Raw genomic sequence first — 20,404 nt, 5'->3', positions numbered from 1 at the left:
TAAAATGATGTTCTTGGCGTTTTACCATTATCACCAAGGAATAAAAGGTAAAACGCTGCCTCTTTAATGATACTTTCTAGGGAGACAGTTGGAGTTGTAGTAGTTACTTTTCAGAGAAATACACAATTGGCCAAAACCCTCAATTCTATTATTAACCAAGGGCTTGAGGCAAGTCATATATGGATTGTTAATAATGACCGAAAAGATAATTTATCCTTCGTTTCGCAGTCTGAAAAATTTCAAGGAGTCAACATACTTCATACGAAAGAGAATATAGCCTCTGCAGGTGGGTTTGCACTCGGAATGAATTCTGTTTCCGATGCGGGGTTAAATTGGGTATGGTTGTTCAACGATGATTCCCGCCCTATAGTAGGTTCGTTTGATTCACTTTTGGGACATTCAGAGATTTTGGGAGATGGAAAAACAGGTATGGTCAAGTTGGCCAATTTAAATGCTATGGGGTCTGCTATTTTGCAAAATTGGAAAGGAAGACGGGTTCCTAGTTACGTACCGGTATCTCAAAACCTAATTGAAACAGATCTTATTACTTTTGATGGTTGCTTGATAGCAACTCAAATGATAAAAGAGATCGGTACTTGTGATCCAGAATACTTTATGGGTACATACGAATTTGATTTTTGCTTGAAAGCAAAAGATAATGGGTTTAAGATTTACACCATTCCTAATGGTATGATAGAAGATGAGAAATCTGGTTCTGTCGGGGGAACACCACCTTGGAGACAATATTATAACACAAGAAATCATTTACATCTAGGAATTGCAAGAAAGGATCTACGTATTATCTGGGCTTGGATCATACGAGAAGCAAAGTTTACGTATGCGATATTGAGATTTCAAGATCAGAAATTGAGGAGATTAAAGCTAAAATTATTGGCTCTGTTCCATGTAATCGGTGGGAAAAGAGGTAAAGTTTTTGATCCTGAGCATTCGTGATAATACTTATATTATTTTCTAATCTCTCATAAGCTTTTTCAAAAATATTTTTGCAGATCGAAAAGTGACTATAGGCAGACTACCTATTAGTTGAGAAAAGTTAGAAAATTTGGGGTGTGAAATTTGAATTTGTCTAACAAAAACATCCGGATGAACTATCGACCAAATATTTCTAGACTCATCCAGAAAAGGAATAAGAGAAGGATACTCTGAAACTTTATTTTTGTGAATAAAAAGAATCGTATTTTGTTTGTACCAACTTTTGATTTTGGATTCATTCCAGATAGATGGCCTGATTATATCGATTGCAACATAATTTCTTGACTTGAATTTTTCTATCCAATATTCTGGCCATTGTTCATTTACATGTCCAGAACCCCTTTGACCTGGAACAGCGGCAGAAAACAATACGATTTTGGAAGCTTTGGTTAAATTATTAATAAATATTTCAGAGGATTTTTCGTCAATATGCTCTGCCACCTCTAGAGAAATGGCTAAGTCAAATTGATTAGGAAGGTCAATTTTAGAAGCTAAATCCTCATACCTAAAATCATTTTCTTCGATCACGAGATGACGTTTATGAAGCCAGTTTCCTTCAATACCTAAGCTCTCCTGTACTCCTAATTCTTTTCCGGTTTTAACCCAAGTTCCCACGCCACAGCCAAAATCTACCATGGATTTCGGCTCTATATACTTGAATAACAGGGAAAGAATCTGAAATGCAGATTCTTTAGTATTTAAGTTTCTGGATTTATAAAAACTTTCCTTATAAAGTTTATTTGAAGACATTCTTATAGTAATTTCAGACCTAAAAAGTGATTAGCAAAATAAACATTCTAAAATAACTTCCACAGTGATTTTAAAAATTAAGACAATTATCCTTCGTTTTAAATCCTACTTTGTTCTTTGAAACTCCTCTTCACCCAAGATGCTCTTAATAACGGAGGTGCTGAACGGAGCCATCTGGAAATCCTTTCCCGGTTTTCTGCGGAAGTGGATAGTTCCTTTGTCTATTTCTATCCCAGACACGACTTAAAAGCAGCATACAATAAAGCCGGGATCCGGCTTATTTTTTTGGATATTCCCGAATCCTATCACTTTTGGCTGGCTGTTTCCCGCTTGGTAAAACTCATCCGGTCCGAAAAACCGGATCTCCTAATCTCTTGTCTCTGGAGAGCAGATATTATTACCCGTATTGCTTCAGTGATTACCGGTGTTCCCTTGATTGGAACTTTGGTCAATGACAGTTATGCCCCTTTGGCTTGGACCGGTAAAAAGGGACTTAAGTACAAAGTGGTGTATTGGCTGGATCGTCTGACTTCCGGAATACCCATGCATTGGATTGCCAATGCACGGGCTTTGGCAGATTCGCATAGCAAGACTTTGGGATTGGATCCAAAGAAGATTTCTGTGGTTTACCGGGGTAGGGAAGTCCCCTTCATTGCGAGTGAGGCACGAGCCCGGCAATCCCAGAATCCGGAAGAATCCCTCTCTTCGCCCCGGTTTGTGTCTTCACAAACCAAAACTACTAATAAACAGGAGTTAGAGCCATTTCATTTTTTATCCTACGGCCGCCTTCTGGAGCGAAAGGGCTTCCAAGATGCGATTCAGGCCTTTTCACAAGTAATTCAGACCTATCCTAACTGCACACTTACGATTTATGGTGAAGGGCCGTATCGCGCTGAGTTGGAATCCCTTATTTCAAAGTTGGCACTTGAAGATAAAGCAAAACTACCAGGGGAATTTAGTAATAGCACGTCATTGCGAGCGGAGGGACGGGGCGAAGCAATCTCATCAGGTGAAACTGGTATTGAAAAAAAAGAGAGTGAAAGTCCCCTTCCGGGCAACTTCACGTCAGATTCTACTATTGGCCATAGTTATAAAGATTTATCAAAAAGTAACCGGATTGCCGCGTCGTCTTTAGGAACCCCTCGCAATAATGCAACTAACCTATTGCTCGAACATGACTGCTTCCTCTTTCCATCCCTGTACGAAGGGTTTTCAGGCGCACTGCTGGAAGCGATGATGGCCGGTGTCCCCATTATCGCTTCGGATATCCCCATGAATCTGGAGGCTGTTATTCATCAGGAAACCGCCCTGATCTATCCTGTGAGCAAGCCTAAAGCGCTGGCAGAGCAGATGTGCTTTGCAATGAATAATTCTGAAATAATGGTAAAACTTGGAGAGAAAGCGCGCAAAGTAGCGATAGAGAAGTTTGCTGTAGATAAAATTGCCAGGGAATACGAAGCAAGGATTTACACGATTTATAACTCAGTCATACAGCATAGAACCACGAAGCGGTAAGATGAATAGGGGAAATCTGTGCTATAATCCTGACATCCCCGCCACTGCGGGCAAGCGCAAGTTTTCAGGCTTTGTGCCTAGACTTACTGCAGTCTTCAGACTGCTGTGTAGTGAAAAGAAATTGAAAGAAGTCGGGAGACTTCAATATTAAAAGTCCAAGTCTGAAGACTTGAACTAATTGGGTCAGGAGACTTTTCGCCTCGGTTTGTGTCTTCACAAACCGAAATACCATATAGCGCAATCACAAGGTATTCAGACTCATGCCTAGACTTACTGCAGTCATCAGATTGCTGTGTCGTGAAAAGAAATTGAAAGAAGTCGGGAGACTTCAATATTAAAAGTCCAAGTCTGAAGACTTGAACTAATTGGGTCAGGAGACTTTTCGCCTCGGTTTGTGTCTTCACAAACCGAAATACCATATAGCGCAATCGCAAGGTCTTTAGACTCATGCCTAGACTTACTGCAGTCATCAGACTGCTGTGTCGTGAAAAGAAATTGAAAGAAGTCGGGAGACTTCAGTATTAAAAGTCCAAGTCTGAAGACTTGAACTAATTGGGTCAGGAGACTTTTCGCCTCGGTTTGTGTCTTCACAAACCGAAATACCATATAGCGCAATCGCAAGGTCTTCAGACTCATGCCTAGACTTACTGCAGTCATCAGACTGCTGTGTCGTGAAAAGAAATTGAAAGAAGTCGGGAGACTTCAGTATTAAAAGTCCAAGTCTGAAGACTTGAACTAATTGGGTCAGGAGACTTTTCGCCTCGGTTTGTGTCTTCACAAACCGAAATACCATATAGCGCAATCGCAAGGTCTTCAGGCTTGTGCCTAGACTTAATGCAGTCTTCAGACTGCTGTGTCGTGAAAAGAAATTGAAAGAAGTCGGGAGACTTCAGTATTAAAAGTCCAAGTCTGAAGACTTTGGACTGATTGGAACCGCAAAGTGGTGATATATACGTTACGTATTGTATGTGTATAATAGTATAGGCTACATCAGTCTTTCGTAATGGGCTCCCCTCGCCGTGGCGGGTCTTCTAATCCGACTGGCAATATTTCGAAATAAATACAATAGTTATACGAATTCCGTTATTTTTGAAGCCTTTGTGCCTACATTAAAGTAGATTTGTGATACTTTATAATTAGAAGAAGCGAGGGGATTTCTCTTCGCTATTGCCCTATTTAAGCTATGGATAGAATTCGTGTCAAGAACTTCGGCCCTATTAAATCAGGATTATCTGAACAAGATGGTTGGATGGATATACCCAAATTTTGTGTGTTTATTGGAAACCAAGGCTCAGGAAAAAGCACCATAGCAAAGCTTTATTCTACGTTTTCTTGGATAGAAAAGGCTTTGGTTAGAGGAGATTTCACCGAAAAGTGGTTGGGTAGGAAAAATAAACTCGTCAACCAATTTTTACCTTATCATAGAATCTCCGATTATTTGATTGATTCGGGAGATGTTTCTGACCAAACTGAGATTGACTACGAAGGTGATGCTTATACTATTTCTTATAGGCAAAGTGTACTTACCGCAACGCCTAAAAATGAGGGGTCTTATAAACTGCCTCAGTTAATGTATGTTCCGGCAGAGCGAAATTTTATTGCTTATGTGAAGAGTCCAAAGGAGCTGAAGCTGTCATCAGAGTCACTAAAGGAATTCTTGACTGAATTTGAAAATGCCAAACATGAGTTGAAAGCTTCTATAAAATTGCCGGTAAATGGAGTGGATCTGGATTATGATCGGTTAAATGATGTCATGAATATTAGATCATCCACCTATAAAATAGGTTTGACAGACTCTTCTTCGGGGTTTCAGTCTATTGTCCCAATGTTTTTGGTAAGTAGATATCTTTCCAATAAAGTAAAGGAGAGTATAAATGGTGGAGAAGCGGGAGAGCCCATGAGCCCTAAGGAACTGAATAGGTTTCGAAAATCAATTGCGGAGATTTTTTCCAATAAATCATTGAAGGAGGATCAGAAACGGGCAGCCATCCAAGTTCTATCTGAGAAATTTAACAAATCGGCTTTTATTAATATTGTAGAGGAACCTGAGCAAAATCTTTTTCCAAGTTCCCAATGGGAGATGTTGAAGTCTTTGGTTCGATTTGCCAATGATTTGCCGGACAACAAATTGCTGATCACCACGCATAGCCCTTATATTTTGAATTGGTTTAGTATTTCTGGTTTGGCATTTGAAATTTCTAAGAAAATATCAAATAATGACGAGCTTAAAAGAAAACTTAAACAACTTTTGGAAAGCAGTGAGCGTGTAGCCCCATCTGAACTTGCTTTTTATGAATTTTCAGAAATACACGGCACGGTCAAAAAACTACAGACTACAGAAGGCGTGGTGTCTGGGAATAATTTCCTAAATGAATATTTGAGGGATTCGAATACTATGTTAGATGATCTTTTGGAAATCGAAGAACTGGCAGTATCATGAATTTCCATGAACAGAAGTGTCAAGAACCATCCCGGACGGAAGAAGAGTTTGGGATAAAAGATGGGGAAATTGCCTATTCTACACTTGCTGATCCGGAAAGCTGGATAGCAACAGTGAAGAATACCTCAGACCTGCCTGCGACCCTAACAGCGATAGATGGTTGTGTTATTTTAGGTGAAGAATTGCTAGGAATACGGCGTTGCGATTGTATGTTGACTACTAGTGAACATCTTTATCTGATTGAATTGAAGGATGAGAATAAACATTGGAAAACAGGTGCAATAGCTCAGCTAATTAGTACGATCAAACTATATATTGATACACATGGAAGAGGTAGCTTTAAGCATCGAAAGGCTTTTGCATGCAATAGGCAATTTCCAAGATTTCAAGAAGTAGATCATGAATTAAATCTTCTAATGTTTCGGAAATACGGGTTTCGAATAGATGCTCAAGCTACAATCGTAGTGATTTGAACATCCTCCAACTTATCCAGAAGCCTCAGCGTAGGGGAGCGGAGATATTTGCCGCCCAACTGAGCGAACAGCTTAGCCGGTATGGAAATGAGGTGTTGCTGGTAAGTATTTTTGAGGGGGATGCTGAACTGCCCTTCGGGGGAAAATGGATCAAGCTGAATAGACCGGCTTCAAACCGGTTTTTTGATGTGAAAGGCTGGAGCGATTTTGCCAACTTAGTGAAGCAGTTTCAACCCGACATCGTCCAGGCCAACGCCGCTGACACACTGAAATTCTCCGTGTTTTCCAAGATGCTTTTTCGATGGGAAGCTCCCATTGTCTATAGAAATGCCAATCAGATGGGGGACTTTATCCGGAGCAGCTTCCATCAGAAATTCAACCAATTTCTTCTCAACCAAGTGGCTGCGGTAGTCTCCGTGTCCGAAGCTTCCCGAAAGGATTTTCACCGGACATTCAGATTTCCAGAGCGTAAATCAGTAGCCATTCCTATTGGCATAGTTCCCGGAGAAATTGAGCTTATGCAGCATGAGGAAGGCATGGATGTGAATCTTACCTCGCCCTATATCATACAGATCGGCGGGTGGGTGCAGGAAAAAGACCCCTTGGGCATGCTTGGGATTTTCAAAGAGGTGCTAAAATCCCGCCCCGGTCTTCAGTTGGTTTTTCTGGGTTCGGGTCCATTAGAATCCCGGATGAGCGAACATATTCAACGTTTGGGGATAGAACAGTCTGTTTTTCTAGTTCCAAACCAGCCCAATATTTTTAAGTACCTGCGAAAAGCAGAAGCCTTGGTTATGCCTTCCCGGATTGAGGGACTGCCTGGGGTAATTCTGGAAGCCATGTATTGCAGGATTCCCGTTGTGGCGTTTGGAGTAGGGGGTATACCTGAGGTGCTGACCTCCGGACAGACGGGCTGGTGTATTGCACCCGATGACCAAGTGGCTTTTTGCAAAGCCCTAGTGGAAATCACGGGCTTGTCAGAATACCACAAATCCGCTGTCCTGGAACAAGCCCATGCACAGATTATCAACGATTTTAAAGTTTCTCAGCTAGCCTCCCGCTTTGGGGATTTTTATAAGGGGCTGTTGCAATAGTCTTTTGATTAATGCGGGTTGAATTAATAGTTACATGTAACCTGAAATCTCTTTACTACAAAAGACAATCTTGGCAACATTCCCAACTACACTTAACCACTAACTTTCATTTTACCTCCCGGGATTATTTGGGGTCTTCTGTAGCGTTTACGTTTTGGTTGCGTCTGATAAGAAATAGAAAACCAAACCAACGGTTAACTTTGCGGTTGAATTCCTTTCCATCAGCTTAGAGCAAGATAGGCTGATGGATTAGGTTTCTCCAGTTTTATCTAGTCTCATTTTCTGCGAAAACGCGCCAGCGAACTACCGATATCAGTCCCGATTCCACATTGTCCCTTATGTCCATCAAGAAGAGTGTTTCCATCATAATACCCAATTACAATGGAGTTTCCCTACTTGAAAAATACCTCCCCGATACGCTTCGGGCGATCCGGTATGCCCATGTGCCGTATGAAGTAATAGTGGTGGACGATTGCTCTGCCGATACTTCAGTGGATTTTGTCAGAACTACTTATCCGGAGGTGAAGTTGCTGGTGAATGACTCAAATCGTGGGTTTTCCTATACTTGCAACCGGGGAATCCGGCTCGCTAAAATGGATCTGGTCATGTTGCTGAATTCAGATGTTTCCCTTACCGGGGAATATTTCTCTAAGCTTTGGCGTTATTTTGAAGATCAGGATGCGTTTGGGGTGATGTCAAGGATTATGAATAAGGATAGGAAAATTGAGGATGCTGCACGGTTGCTCGCTTTCAGCGGATTGAAGTTCAAGGCAACCCAATTTTTCTACAGTAACGATTTGACCAAAAGAACCCCCACAGCCTACCTTTCAGGGGCAAATGCATTGATTTGTAGGGAGAAATTAATGGAACTTGATGGTTTTGATGAAGTGTTTTCTCCTTTTTACTGTGAAGACGTAGATCTGAGCTTCAGGGCTTGGAGACTAGGCTGGAAGTGCTACTATGAACATGAAGCCATTTGCTTTCATGAAGTGTCTACGAGCATCCGTAGGGTGAAGACCAAAAGAGCGATCCAAGCAGCGGTGTACAAAAACAAATTTATCCTTCACGCCATTCATCTTGACGGGCTGCCGCTGAGACTCTGGTACTGTCAATTGATTATTGTAGAGGTGTTTTTACGTCTATTGATCGGGAAATTTTGGATTATAAAGTCCCTTATGGCGTTCTATAAAAGCAAGGATCAAATCCGGGTTTCCAAAGAAAAACTAAGACAGCAAATGGCTGCCAAGAATTCTGATTGTAGCCTCCATGATGTAAAAAAAATATACTTTGATCCAATCCGGAATAGGGATAGTAGTTTTGTGCGATTAAAATAGATTATAAACCAACTAGTTCCATTGCTGTAATATATTAATGAAGACTTATTTCAGGTTATTGGCATTTGCCAAACCCATAGAAAAATTTGCCATTCCCTACCTTGTATTCACTGTACTGGGGGTGATATTCAATACGCTTAATCTTGCGATGCTTGCCCCGCTTCTTAGTACGCTTTTCAACACTGAAGGTACCGGGGCTTCTGCCACAACAAAGCCGGAAAACTGGACGGATGTTTTTGGGTACCTAAATTACTACGCGCAGCAGGCCAATTTGCATTACGGTCCGTTGGGAGCTTTGCAGTTGGTATGTGGAGTCATAATTTTGTCAGTTCTTCTTGGGAATCTTTTTAGGTATTTCTCAGAGCGGGTGATGGAGAATATGAGGATCCACACCTTGCTTAATTTGAGGAAGCGGGTGTTTGACAATGTCATGAATTTGCACGTGGGCTATTTTAGCAATCAGCGTAAAGGAGATATTATTTCCAAGATCTCTTCCGATGTCCAGGTGGTACAGTTTTCCGTCACGGCTACGCTTCAGGTGATTTTCAAGGAACCCTTACAGCTAATCGCCTATATATTTATGCTGTTTGCCATTTCTTATAAATTGACGGTATTTTCTCTGTTGGTAATTCCGGTATCTGCATTCTTCATTGCGAAAATAGTCAAGCGGCTTAAAGCTCAGGCTACCCAGGCACAGCATCTTTATGGCGTGATGATCAGTTACCTGGACGAAGCACTGTCGGGGATCAAGATCATTAAGGCCTTCAATGCTACCGAGCTGATCAAAGATAAATTCCACAATGAAAATGTGAAATATTCCCGGCTCGGAAAGAAGATGGCCAAGCGACAGCAGTTGAGCTCTCCCGTGTCGGAATTTCTCGGTGTCACCATGGTGACCGGAATTGTGCTTTATGGAGGTTCGTTGATCATCAATAACCAGTCTGAGCTTTCGCCTTCCGACTTTATCGCTTATATCGCATTATTTAGCCAGGTAATGCGCCCAGCCAAAGCGCTGACCAATTCCTTCAGTACAATTCATTCAGGATTGGCCGCGGGTGAGCGGGTTTTGGAGTTGATTGATGAAAAGCCGGAGATCGAAGATGTTCCAAATGCAATGGAATTGACCGGGTTTAAGGAAAAGATCGAAATCACAAATCTTTCATTCTCCTATCCCGGAAGGGCAGTGTTGGATGACATAAATCTGGTCATCCCCAAAGGTAAAACTGTAGCGCTCGTAGGACCATCAGGAGGAGGAAAATCCACGCTGATGGATTTGCTGCCCCGGTTTATTGAACCCCAGCAGGGAACGATCAGCATTGATGGTCACGATATCAGGAAAGTAACCATGGATTCGCTCCGTGGGATGATGGGTCTGGTGAATCAGGAATCCATCCTTTTCAACGATACCATTTATAATAACATAGCCTTTGGAAATCCTGCTGCAAGCGTGGAAGAGGTGGAAGCGGCGGCAAAAATCGCCAATGCCCATGAATTCATTTTGGAGACGGAGAATGGCTACCAGTCCAATATGGGCGACAGAGGCCTCAAGCTTTCAGGAGGGCAGAAACAGCGGATTTGTATCGCTAGGGCAGTGTTGAAAAATCCACCGATTATGCTCTTGGATGAAGCTACCTCTGCCTTGGATACAGAGTCCGAAAAGCTTGTACAGGATGCGTTGAATAATCTGATGAAAAACAGAACCTCGCTGGTGATCGCACACAGACTGAGTACAATACAGAATGCGGATATAATCATCGTGCTGGAAGGCGGTAAAATCATCGAGCAAGGCAACCATCAGGAACTTATTGAACAGGATGGGCTTTATAGCAGGTTGGTGAATATGCAGCAGTTTAGTGAGATAGAATAAAATTGCGGTTGTCAATAGCGAGTCGATTTTCCAAGGGATGAACTCATTTATAAAAAAAATACATTTTCTGATTGACCAAGAGTATGCTCGCCATGTGAAGGAGGGAAGAGTGTTTAATCCATTGCTTAGGCCATCGTTGTTTAGGCTGTATGTACTTGGCTTATTAAATCAAATCTTTGCCCCATCTAGGATTCATGATAGTAAATCTCTGCCTTGGAAGAGTAAATTAATGCGTTTGTTTGGTCACAGCTTTTATCCAAATAAATTTAGCTTACCAAAGCTTTCAGATCAGGAGATTTCTGAAAGAAAATTTTGTTTCCCTGTGCAGGAAAATCCTAAGGTTACCTTGGTGATATTGTGCAGGGATAACTTAAATAAGTTGGTTAGACTTCTGGAATCCGTAGAAGAAAATAGTTCTGGGATTAAAGTAGAAGTGATGCTAATTCTGCATGTAGCTAAGGATGACGTAGCCCGGTTTACAAAGGATAATGTGACAGGAGCCACTTTAATCCAGAGTTCCGAACAGGTTAATGTCTTGGAAACCCTAAATTATGTTGTAGCCAAAGCCCATGGGGAATTTTTTGCAGTGTTGAATCCATTATTTCTTTTACAGCCTAATTGGTTAAGTTCACTACTGACAGAAATTAACGAAGATCGCCGTATAGGAATAGTTACTGGAAAAGTGCTTTCTATAGATGGGCTTTTGGACGAGGCAGGGATTTTTTTGGATTCGGAATTCCATTTTCATAGCTATGGGAAATCGGATTTTCCTGAGCGTCCCAAATATAATTTTAAAAGGGAAATTGAATGTGCTTCCGTAAGCAGTAATTTGGTCAGAAAATCCGATTTTGATAATTCTGGAGGATTTGATGTAAGGCAATCATCATTGTCTATAGCATTCTGTAAACTTTCTCTGAGTTTTCGCCAAAAGCTTCAAAAGTCTATTTTGTATATTCCTCAGGCTAAAATAGTTAATTATGGTGTCGAGTCAAATGCTGAGATGTTTGATGTGTCTTTACCATTGGATGGGATGGATGAGGATTTAATAGTCAGGTCATCGGATAAGGAGCAGAATGCCCGTGTTCTATTGAACTCAAAAAATGTACTATTCATAGATATTGGTCTTCCTGAGTATGATCGGGATTCAGGTTCACTACGGGCATTTTACTTAATAAAGCTTTTGAATAGCTTAAGATATCACGTGATAGTGGTTCCGAGAAAAGGGCAAGTTGCTACTCCTTATCTTGAAGAGCTGATAAGTATAGGTATCGAGGTGTTATATGTATTTCCTGACCGCAAAGGGATGATGAAGGAACTTAGGGACCTTTTACCATCAGTAGATCTTGCGTGGATTTGTCGTCCTCAACTAAATGTAGAATTTGAGTGGATTTTCAAGGTAAATCCCCAGATAAAATGGATTTATGATACCATTGATTTGCATTTTGTACGATTGGCAAGAGAGGCAGAACTTTCCAACAGTAAAAAGTTGAAGCGTAAGTCAGTGCGTTTCAAAAAACTAGAATTTTCAATAGCTCAAAAAGCAGATTTGACGCTAACAGTCACAGAGGATGAAAAAAAGATATTGGAAGATCTTGGGGTGAAGAAAGTTGCTGTGATACCTAATATTCACGAGACGCATCAGCATAATAATTTCCCCGGATTCTTTCCCCGGGAAGGACTTTTGTTTATAGGATCATATCATCATCCTCCTAATGTAGATGCGGTCAAATGGCTAATAGAGGAAATTATGCCAATTGTTTGGAAAAAATTCAGAATTTCTGTTACACTTTTGGGAGATGCTCCTGATAAGGAGGTAAAAGCATTAGAATCGGAGCTGGTTAAAGTGCCAGGATATGTCAAAGATGTTGAACCTTATTTCACCAGCCATAGATTTTTCGTGGCCCCTTTGAGATATGGTGCAGGCATGAAAGGAAAAATTGGACAGAGTCTGGCATATAAGCTGCCTATTGTAACTACTTCCATAGGCGCTGAAGGGATAGGATTGACACATGGTTTAGATGTTTTGATTGCAAATGATAAAGAATCATTTGCTCAACAAATAATCAATGCCTATGAGGATGAGAAGCTTTGGCAGAACCTTTCCTATAATTCAGGAAAGGTGCTAAATAATTATAGTCCAGATCGGGTTAGGGAAAAATTACAAACTATTTTTGAAGGTTTAGTTTGATATTTGTTTTTTTTGGAACATTAGAATTTAAGTATAATGAAGATACATAAGTGGATAGATAAGTATAATAAAAGGTACTGTTACAAAATTAACAATAAATATTATAGAGGTAGGGATTCGGGAAAAAGTATGGTTTTCCGATTGCATCCCAAGCTGATTTTATATTATTTAATAAGGATTATTATAGTATTTGTAGGACTTGCTACGCTTAAGAAGACTATTCTAAACGAACTGATAAAACCAATTCAGTCTACACGCTCTGTTTTCTTTTCCCGGGATTCTTATTCCATATTTTCCATTAAAATACAGGAATTTATCCTTACTCTTTTAGGATATAGATTTTTTGTTTCACCCACAACCCTTCCACAGTTGGGCAAGAATGAATTAATGCGTCAAAAGATAGGATTTCCCAAAGTTGATAGTCCGGATGTATCTATAATCATCCCAGTATATAATCAGTTATCTTATACGTTCAATTGTCTAAAATCGCTAGAAGACAATTTGCCTGATGGAGTAAAGCTTGAAATTATAGTAGTGGACGATTGTTCCACCGATGAGACGCCGATTTTTCTTACTAAGAATGTTGCTGGAATAGTTTATGTCCGAAACAAAAAAAACAAGGGTTTCCTTTTGAATTGCAATGAAGCTTCTAGCCTTGCAAGAGGGAAGTATTTGTATTTTTTAAATAATGATACTCAGGTAACGGCCAATTGGCTGCAACCTATGCTGGAGCTTTTTGAGGATGAGAGAGTCGGCTGTGTAGGAAGTAAATTGATTTATGCGCATGGGTTGCTCCAGGAAGCAGGAGGTATTATTTATAAAAATGCCGGTGGAGCCAATTATGGGAGAAATGATCTGCCTGATAGACCGAGATACAATTACATCCGGGCAGTCGATTATTGCTCAGGAGCAAGCATTATGATAAGAAAATGTGATTTTAACCAACTTGGCAAATTTGATCAACGTTATACTCCTGCATATTATGAAGATACTGATCTATGTTTTGCAGTGAGAAATGTGCTTAAAATGAAAGTGATGTATCAGCCTCTATCTGAGGTAATCCATTTTGAAGGAATCACATCGGGCAAAATTATCAAAAAGAATTCGGTAAAAGCTTATCAGGAGGTAAACCGCGAAAAATTTCAGGAGAAGTGGCAAAATGAATTACTTGAAATTCACCAGCCTAAAGGTGATGTGTCAGAAGATAGCCGTAAATTTTTACCACCTAAAAGACTTTTGTTTGTAGACAATATCATACCTGCTCATGACAAGAATTCTGGTTCGTTTAGGGCCTATCAGTTGATTAGAATGCTGAGGGAGCTGGAATACCATGTTACTTTTATTCCGGATGATGCTAATAGGACAGAACCGTATTTTACTGATATGGTAAAAATGGGGGTTGAAGTTCTTTATCGATATCCCAATAGGCCGGCTATGATCAGAGAGTTGAATGCAACGCTTGAAAAGTGTGATCTTATCTGGATCAGCAGACCGGAAATGAACATGGGGTTTAGATGGCTCTTCAAGAAATTCCCCAATGCAAAATGGGTTTATGACACTATCGATTTGCATCATCTCAGACTGCAGAGGCAATCACAGCAATCAGGTGATGAGAATTTGATGGCTGAAGCTGAAAGGGTGAAAAAGGATGAACTGGAGATCGCAGAAGCTGCCGACCTGACTCTGACTGTAACATGGGACGAAAAGGTACTGCTGGAAAAAGAAGGAATATTAAATGTGTCTGTAGTTCCCAATATTCATGATCCTATAGATATCTCTTCTGGATTTCCATTTGATAGGCGAGAAGGAATTCTATTTATTGGAGCTTATGATCATCCGCCAAATATTGATGCAGCGCTCTGGCTTGTAAATGAGATCATGCCTGAAGTATGGAAAGTGTTACCATCCCTAAAACTAACTTTGCTCGGTAGCAAGCCTACTTCTGAAATATCTTCTCTGGCAAATAACCTCGTATCAGTGCCTGGGTATGTTCCGGATGTTTCAGATTATTTCCATACCCATAGACTGTTTGTTGCCCCGTTGCGATTTGGAGCTGGTATGAAAGGAAAGATAGGACAGAGTTTGGCGTATAAGCTTCCGATAGTTACTAGTAATATTGGTGCAGAAGGGATGAATTTGATTGATGGAAAAAACGTTCTTATCGCCCATACCAAAGAAGAATATGCCTCTAAGATAATTATGTCTTATGAATCCAAAGATTTATGGACCACTTTGTCAATGAATTCCCATAGAGCTATAGAACAGTATAGTTTCCCTAACATTAAAAAGAATATTCACATTCTGTTGAGAAATTTGTTAGAGTCACCTCAAAATCAATTCATAGATGAAGATTTGTTTGACAAATGAATGAAAGTAACAGGATACTTTCTATATGCAAGTTAAATGCATTCTACGCTGTTTTTTTTACTTTAGCAACAAATAGTAAGAGTGATGAAAATAGGGATAAGGACATGATTTTGGATTTTCTAGCAGCCCAAAGTATATCAATCATCCTTTTTTTTGACCAACCTTTTTCGCAAAGCCTAACCATAAACAATTTAAATAGGCGTTTTTCAAGACGTATTACCTCCTTTTTATCAAGTCCTACTTTGTTTATGGGAAGGATTCTGCTCCATTTTTTATGGACTTTTAGGATTTCCAACAGCCACAGATCTTCGAATTTCCCCTCCGACAAATGATGGATCAAAACATCAAAAGTGACTCCAACAGTATATTTCTGCCCAACGGCAATGGAGTAATCTATATCATAGCCATGAAAGCCTTTTAGGAGCATTTCATCAAATTTGAGTGTGGTTGAGATTGATTTTTTAGTACACATCCATAAGCCATCTACACAAGCTACTTCTGCCAGTTTTTGATCTTTTGGATTACAAAACTCAAGCACGGGTTCTTTGTGAACAGATTTAAACCCTTGGATGAGATTTACATACTTATTTCCAGGGAATACTGCTGGAGCTTCAAAGTTGAACCAACTTGAAGGAGCAAGAGATTTATAATCCCCTCCAGCTACTCCCAATAAACCCAGAGAAGGATTTTCAGAAAAAGTCCTTAAAACAATTTTGCCCCAATCCTGAGTTTTGTATTCTATGTCTTCATGCATAAAACATACTATATCATACCTTGCCTCCGCAGCCCCTTGGTTATATATTTCACATATCCCGTGCTCACCTTTAGCGTTTTCATAAGATAAAATCTCATACTCACAGCCTATAGTTTTGGCAATGCTTTCTTTGACTGCATCCAGATATGGTTTATTTGCTGAACAGATAATAATTGAAATCATTATACTTTCGTTTTATGGTATAGATAGAAGTATTTGCGAAGGTGGAAATAGCAATTAAGCACATTATTTTCTGGCCTTCAATTTATGGATTTGTTTTGTTGTATGCTCTACTCTGGATACATTTACCCATCCTGCGGGAAGCGGGAAGTTTGCACCCACAATTTACCTTTCATGAAATTTAACTTCCTGTTTCAGAGCAAAAATAAGAACCAACAAGTGAAATCCGTTTCAAAGGAGTTGGAAAGGATCCAACAATTGCCCCAGGATGTTTCAGGATCCACCACAATTTTTGGTAATCCTTTCCGATTTCATCACGCCGCAAGTTTTGCTGTCACCTACAAGGAGCTCTTTCAGGATGAACTGTATAAATTCAACCCCGCAATATCCGAAAATGGAGTCATTTTGGATTGCGGAGCCAATATGGGACTGAGCGTGCTATATTTCTCCCTGCATTACCCCAATCATCAGATCATTGCTTTTGAGCCTGATGAGACCATTTTCGAAATCTTACAGGAAAATGTCCGAAATTTCAACTTAAGCAATGTGACTCTCCACCGAAAAGCCGTCTGGACGGAAGAAGCCGAACTGACTTTTCATTCGGATGGGGGAATGGGCGGAACTATTGACCATATCTATCAGGACACCAATGAGTCTATTACCAAAGTCAATGCAGTCCCCTTAGCGGACTGGCTAACAGATAAAGTGGATTTCCTGAAAATAGACATAGAAGGGGCTGAGTACGAAGTATTAGAATCTTGCCAAAAGCTACTTGGGAATGCTTCGCACATTTTCTTCGAATATCATAACGATATCAATAAACCTCAGACGCTTCATATACTCCTGGAGATGATAGAAACAGCGGGTTTTCGATACCACTTGAAAGAATCTTCTACACGTCGACGACCTTTTGTAGACGATTCACTCATATGTGAAAGGTTTGATATGGCTATCACTGTTTTTTGCTACAAATAACATAAATCTTCACAATGACTTCTATTTTCAAAAAAAAACATAGCATAAGAGAAGGACTTGACTTTTTAAAATATTTCATCGTGGTCCGAGAACGGAAATTGACGTCATCATTTACTTCAGGAATACAAAAGAAAGATGGGAAGCCGAAAAGCTGTTCCAGCTTTTTTTATAATGTCGTTTCAACTGAGAAATAACAATATTATTTCCTTTATGCCAAGAGTCCTATGGGAACAACCATTGATACATACTGCCCAGATGGGCGGGACTCAGTGCGAACAAATTCCGAGGCCAGATGGAGATAGACAATAATCTGATAGAAAGTGCGGTATGTCCCCTTGCGGCGGGGGGGGAAGCATTTTTGTTCGCAGAATCACACCAGGCATCGGAGAGAGCTGCCGGGATGTACTCATTTATGGCTTGTTGCAAAAAGAACAAAATCAATGAATTTGAATGACTCAATGTGCCAATGCGGGTCTCAGGGAAGAAACCTCCATCACTTCCTCATAGATTTCCATCATTTGCCTGGAAATAATTTTCTGATCAAAACGCTTGATATTCATATGTCCTTTCTGGATAAGAGCTTCCCGCTGGGATTCGTCGTTGAGTAGGTCAATATGGGCGATCAAGTCGGCAGGGGCGTCCGGTCGCCCATATAAAGCTCCGTTGCCGCCAGCTTCACGGAAACATGACCCGGTACTTGTGATGACCGGAACTCCCATGCGCTGAGCTTCTATAATAGGGATACCAAAGCCTTCAAAGTAGGATGGGTAGATAAACACATGAGCCATCTTGTATATTGTGGGGAGATCTTCAAAGGATACGTCGTGTAGAAAACTTACTTTATTCTCTAATCGATGCTCGTGAATGTAGTTTTTTAGATTCGACAGATAGGCAGTAGGTCTGCCTATTACGACCAAAGGGCAATCCCAGTCTCTCCGCTCTTTGAGTGCTTCTAGGATCAACTGTACGTTTTTTCGCTTATCTATCGTGCTGACAAATAATAGGTAACGGTCAGGGAGATTGTATTTTTGCTTTACGTGGAGGCTTTTGTCTAGACTGACCTCTTGATTGAAGATTTCATGCACACCCTGATATACCACTTTTATCTTGTTGGGATCTATTCCGAAATAGGTGATTAGGTCTTTTTTTGTTTGCTCACTTACCGCTATTACCTGATCTGCAGTTCTGCAAGACCTTCCCATTTTCAGTTTGTAGATTTGTACATCGATGGGATTGAAAAGTTCCGGATACCTGCAGAAGAGGAGATCGTGTACAGTCACCACGTACTTGGTCGATTTGTTTTTGAACAGTGGAATCTCATTACTCAGTCCATGGAATATATCCAGATGGCTTTCTGAATGTTTTATACCTTGAAAAATACTCCTCCATGCCCCTGAGACGCCGGGGAGCTTCCAGAGGTCATTGGGTGTTATGGTTTTTTGATTTGCGTTGTTACAGGCCAGCGATATTTCCGTGGCCTCTCTTCGGACCTCAGGGGTGAAGAGAAGGTAATCGTTGGAAGGGAAATTTTGACTCAATGACTTTAAAATAAACCTGCTGTAATTGCCAAGTCCTGTAAAGTTTTTGAATGCACGTTTAGCATCAAATCCGATTCTCATAAAGGTGGTTGGTTTAGTCTTCAAGTGTAATAAACGACGGCATGGGCAATAACGCTACAGGAATATTGCCACAAATGAAAAAAGTGTCATAAGTATCGAGTTGATATCCCGGTTTTAAGGGACATTGTACGGTGTGTGTTGAAGTGTGGGAACTTGCTATACAGGCTTAATGGGGTTTTCTTCTTGCGGAGGAGGGGCTAAGGTAGTCCTAAATGGATAGGTTTACAACTTTAAAATAAATTTGCCCTTTTGGCAAAAGAATATGTACCATGAAACGGTAAGTTATGGAATTATCGACCTGCAAAAATGTGTTTGAAGCTGGATTTGGAAATCAAATTGTCGGTGTATAAACGCCGGTCGGGTGAGCTCCTTGTTGTAATAGCTCCGGCGGTACTTTCCTTTTTGTTTTTTCGCTTTTTAGTTGGTTAAGTCTTGTTGTTGTAAGGGATTTCATTAAGCCAACTGCCTTGCTACGATAATCTGAAATCACATTCATAAAATTTATAAATGCCAGAAATGGGCTTTCATAAGGACTAAGATGGGGGTGTTTTCCGTTTGGCAGCATTTGGCCGGTACCCATATAGTAAAAATGATCACTGGATTGGAGATACAGCCAGTCACGCTGTATGCCGGGGTCAGGACAGTCCACTATGAGGTTTTCCAGGTCATAAAGGGAATAAAAAGCCTCTTTTTGCATATCATTTCCCATTTGGCATGCCATTTCATGCCGGCTGTTTTTCCCTGATGAAGATAGGATTGATGAAGCGAATAAGGTTGCTTCATGGTCCATTGGCTCTAGGAAAGAGGGCGTGGTCAACTGGATTCCTGAAGACAGGGACTTTCCAATGAATGCATCCAGAAATCCAACAATACCCCAGCCATTTTGTTGGAGCTTACCCAGGTCTCCATAGTTTAAGAAAAGGTTGATCAACTGCTCTTTCTCAGGAGTTGCCTTAAGCCAATCGATGTATTTTGCTGCGGTTAAGGGAAACTCAGTCCATTGTATGTCTGAAAATCTCAGGGTAATATCATCGCTAAGCTTTTGGTTGTTTAGCAAGATTTTTAATTCAGGAGTAAGTGCGCTTTTATACGTGTAGTTGACAGCCCCATCTATCCAATTAATATCATTGCCTTCCAGAACCAGTGTTTTAAATCCCATGTCAAACAGGATTTCTCCGATTGCATCGGTGTAGGTCAGCTGTGGAATTCGAAATGTCTTTGGACTCGCACCAAACAGTTCATTTACTTTTCCAGAATGGAATACTGCCTGCCGGGCAAATTCCTTACGGCTTTTCAACGCTGCCAAGGAGTGGGCATAAGTCTCACCGATAAATTCCACACAGCCGGTGTCAAAAAGCTCCTGAAAGCTTGCAATGACCTCAGGCGCATATTTTTCAAACTGCTCCAGCGCAGTTCCGGAAATGCAAAAGCTCACACTGAATTTTTTATCATGCGTACGGATAAGCTGTAGCAACAGTCGATTTAAAGGTAAATATGAATTGAGCACTTCTTCATTTAGGATGGAACTGTTCAGTTCCTCGTCGAAATAATTCTTTCCGTTTCCAATCTCGAAAAAGGGGAAATTTACGAGTCGGAAGGGCTGATGAATTTTGAAATAAAGGCAAATGTTTTTCATATTCGAAAATTGGCTGGTGAAGAAAAATTAGAGGACTTTCATTTTTAATTAAAGATCTTCCCAAACTTGGAAGCTTGAAATGATCTGGGTCATCAAAAAGAATAATCCTTGTCGCAATGAAGGAGGTAGAAGTGGTTTTATTCATCACTGTTTTTTTATAGAAGCATTCTGTTCATGCTGACCATAATTTTACCAGGTGATGATCTTTGTCATTAGTTG

15 protein-coding genes are annotated in these 20,404 nt (G+C 40.5%); 11 read left to right on the top strand and 4 right to left on the bottom strand.

What is annotated here, in order from left to right; translation table 11 throughout:
- Nucleotides 1-66: 66 nt before the first annotated feature.
- Nucleotides 67-954 carry a glycosyltransferase family 2 protein gene (locus ID165_RS12140; RefSeq protein ID WP_225587106.1) on the top strand — a complete coding sequence of 296 codons (888 nt, stop codon included), beginning with the start codon at nt 67-69 and terminating at the stop codon, nt 952-954.
- Between the two features lie 18 nt (nt 955-972).
- Here the strand turns inward: ID165_RS12140 and ID165_RS12135 are convergent, their stop codons facing one another.
- Complete coding sequence (locus tag ID165_RS12135) at nt 973-1,743, bottom strand: methyltransferase domain-containing protein (RefSeq protein WP_192350934.1); 771 nt, start codon at nt 1,741-1,743, stop codon at nt 973-975.
- Between the two features lie 117 nt (nt 1,744-1,860).
- On the opposite strand from ID165_RS12135, the gene ID165_RS12130 reads away from it, so the two are divergent.
- The 8 genes from ID165_RS12130 (at nt 1,861) to ID165_RS12095 (ending at nt 15,021) form a co-directional block, all read left to right on the top strand.
- Nucleotides 1,861-3,258, top strand: a complete 1,398-nt coding sequence (locus ID165_RS12130; protein ID WP_192350932.1) for a glycosyltransferase family 4 protein — start codon at nt 1,861-1,863, stop codon at nt 3,256-3,258.
- 1,183 nt (nt 3,259-4,441) lie between these two features.
- On the top strand, nt 4,442-5,698 hold the full coding sequence (locus ID165_RS12125; RefSeq protein ID WP_192350930.1) for an AAA family ATPase: 1,257 nt from the start codon (nt 4,442-4,444) through the stop codon (nt 5,696-5,698).
- Nucleotides 5,695-6,171 (top strand): hypothetical protein, encoded by a 477-nt coding sequence (locus ID165_RS12120; protein WP_192350928.1) that lies wholly within the window; start codon nt 5,695-5,697, stop codon nt 6,169-6,171. Before ID165_RS12125 ends, ID165_RS12120 begins: the two co-directional genes overlap by 4 nt.
- The gene (locus ID165_RS12115; protein ID WP_192350927.1) at nt 6,168-7,265 is read left to right on the top strand and encodes a glycosyltransferase; all 1,098 of its coding nucleotides are present in this window, start codon (nt 6,168-6,170) and stop codon (nt 7,263-7,265) included. Before ID165_RS12120 ends, ID165_RS12115 begins: the two co-directional genes overlap by 4 nt.
- Before the next feature lie 338 nt (nt 7,266-7,603).
- Nucleotides 7,604-8,599 carry a glycosyltransferase family 2 protein gene (locus ID165_RS12110; RefSeq protein WP_192350924.1) on the top strand — a complete coding sequence of 332 codons (996 nt, stop codon included), beginning with the start codon at nt 7,604-7,606 and terminating at the stop codon, nt 8,597-8,599.
- A 37-nt stretch (nt 8,600-8,636) separates the two neighbouring features.
- Complete coding sequence (locus ID165_RS12105) at nt 8,637-10,466, top strand: ABC transporter ATP-binding protein (RefSeq protein ID WP_192350922.1); 1,830 nt, start codon at nt 8,637-8,639, stop codon at nt 10,464-10,466.
- A gap of 379 nt (nt 10,467-10,845) precedes the next feature.
- Nucleotides 10,846-12,654, top strand: coding sequence for a glycosyltransferase (locus tag ID165_RS12100; RefSeq protein WP_192350921.1), 1,809 nt, complete (start codon nt 10,846-10,848; stop codon nt 12,652-12,654).
- Between the two features lie 36 nt (nt 12,655-12,690).
- Nucleotides 12,691-15,021: a glycosyltransferase gene (locus tag ID165_RS12095; RefSeq protein WP_192350919.1), complete on the top strand. Its 2,331-nt coding sequence runs from the start codon at nt 12,691-12,693 to the stop codon at nt 15,019-15,021.
- 43 nt (nt 15,022-15,064) lie between these two features.
- Here ID165_RS12095 and ID165_RS12090 read toward each other — a convergent pair whose 3' ends face one another.
- Nucleotides 15,065-15,958, bottom strand: a complete 894-nt coding sequence (locus tag ID165_RS12090; protein ID WP_192350917.1) for a glycosyltransferase — start codon at nt 15,956-15,958, stop codon at nt 15,065-15,067.
- A gap of 171 nt (nt 15,959-16,129) precedes the next feature.
- Here ID165_RS12090 and ID165_RS12085 point away from each other — a divergent pair, with 171 nt between their 5' ends.
- On the top strand, nt 16,130-16,930 hold the full coding sequence (locus tag ID165_RS12085) for an FkbM family methyltransferase (RefSeq protein ID WP_192350916.1): 801 nt from the start codon (nt 16,130-16,132) through the stop codon (nt 16,928-16,930).
- A 292-nt stretch (nt 16,931-17,222) separates the two neighbouring features.
- Nucleotides 17,223-17,384, top strand: a complete 162-nt coding sequence (locus ID165_RS12080; protein ID WP_192350914.1) for a hypothetical protein — start codon at nt 17,223-17,225, stop codon at nt 17,382-17,384.
- A 1-nt stretch (nt 17,385) separates the two neighbouring features.
- On the opposite strand, the gene ID165_RS12075 is transcribed toward ID165_RS12080, so the two are convergent.
- Nucleotides 17,386-18,549, bottom strand: a complete 1,164-nt coding sequence (locus ID165_RS12075; protein WP_192350912.1) for a glycosyltransferase family 1 protein — start codon at nt 18,547-18,549, stop codon at nt 17,386-17,388.
- A 331-nt stretch (nt 18,550-18,880) separates the two neighbouring features.
- The gene (locus tag ID165_RS12070) at nt 18,881-20,185 is read right to left on the bottom strand and encodes an alpha-amylase (protein WP_192350910.1); all 1,305 of its coding nucleotides are present in this window, start codon (nt 20,183-20,185) and stop codon (nt 18,881-18,883) included.
- Between the last annotated feature and the right edge of the window lie 219 nt (nt 20,186-20,404).

It is taken from the genome of Algoriphagus sp. Y33, assembly GCF_014838715.1.
Lineage (GTDB): Bacteria > Bacteroidota > Bacteroidia > Cytophagales > Cyclobacteriaceae > Algoriphagus.
Note: the sequence above shows the minus strand (reverse complement) of the source record. Positions and strands in the feature narration are given on the sequence as shown.

Bases quoted from the DNA above. Each gene is read 5' to 3' on its own strand.
- ID165_RS12140 (WP_225587106.1), top strand. From the start codon at position 67: ATGATACTTTCTAGGGAGACAGTTGGAGTTGTAGTAGTTACTTTTCAG.
- ID165_RS12125 (WP_192350930.1), top strand. From the start codon at position 4,442: ATGGATAGAATTCGTGTCAAGAACTTCGGCCCTATTAAATCAGGATTA.
- ID165_RS12085 (WP_192350916.1), top strand. From the start codon at position 16,130: ATGAAATTTAACTTCCTGTTTCAGAGCAAAAATAAGAACCAACAAGTG.
- ID165_RS12110 (WP_192350924.1), top strand. From the start codon at position 7,604: ATGTCCATCAAGAAGAGTGTTTCCATCATAATACCCAATTACAATGGA.
- ID165_RS12120 (WP_192350928.1), top strand. From the start codon at position 5,695: ATGAATTTCCATGAACAGAAGTGTCAAGAACCATCCCGGACGGAAGAA.
- ID165_RS12080 (WP_192350914.1), top strand. From the start codon at position 17,223: ATGGAGATAGACAATAATCTGATAGAAAGTGCGGTATGTCCCCTTGCG.
- ID165_RS12075 (WP_192350912.1), bottom strand. From the start codon at position 18,549: ATGAGAATCGGATTTGATGCTAAACGTGCATTCAAAAACTTTACAGGA.
- ID165_RS12070 (WP_192350910.1), bottom strand. From the start codon at position 20,185: ATGAAAAACATTTGCCTTTATTTCAAAATTCATCAGCCCTTCCGACTC.
- ID165_RS12135 (WP_192350934.1), bottom strand. From the start codon at position 1,743: ATGTCTTCAAATAAACTTTATAAGGAAAGTTTTTATAAATCCAGAAAC.
- ID165_RS12105 (WP_192350922.1), top strand. From the start codon at position 8,637: ATGAAGACTTATTTCAGGTTATTGGCATTTGCCAAACCCATAGAAAAA.
- ID165_RS12095 (WP_192350919.1), top strand. From the start codon at position 12,691: ATGAAGATACATAAGTGGATAGATAAGTATAATAAAAGGTACTGTTAC.
- ID165_RS12090 (WP_192350917.1), bottom strand. From the start codon at position 15,958: ATGATTTCAATTATTATCTGTTCAGCAAATAAACCATATCTGGATGCA.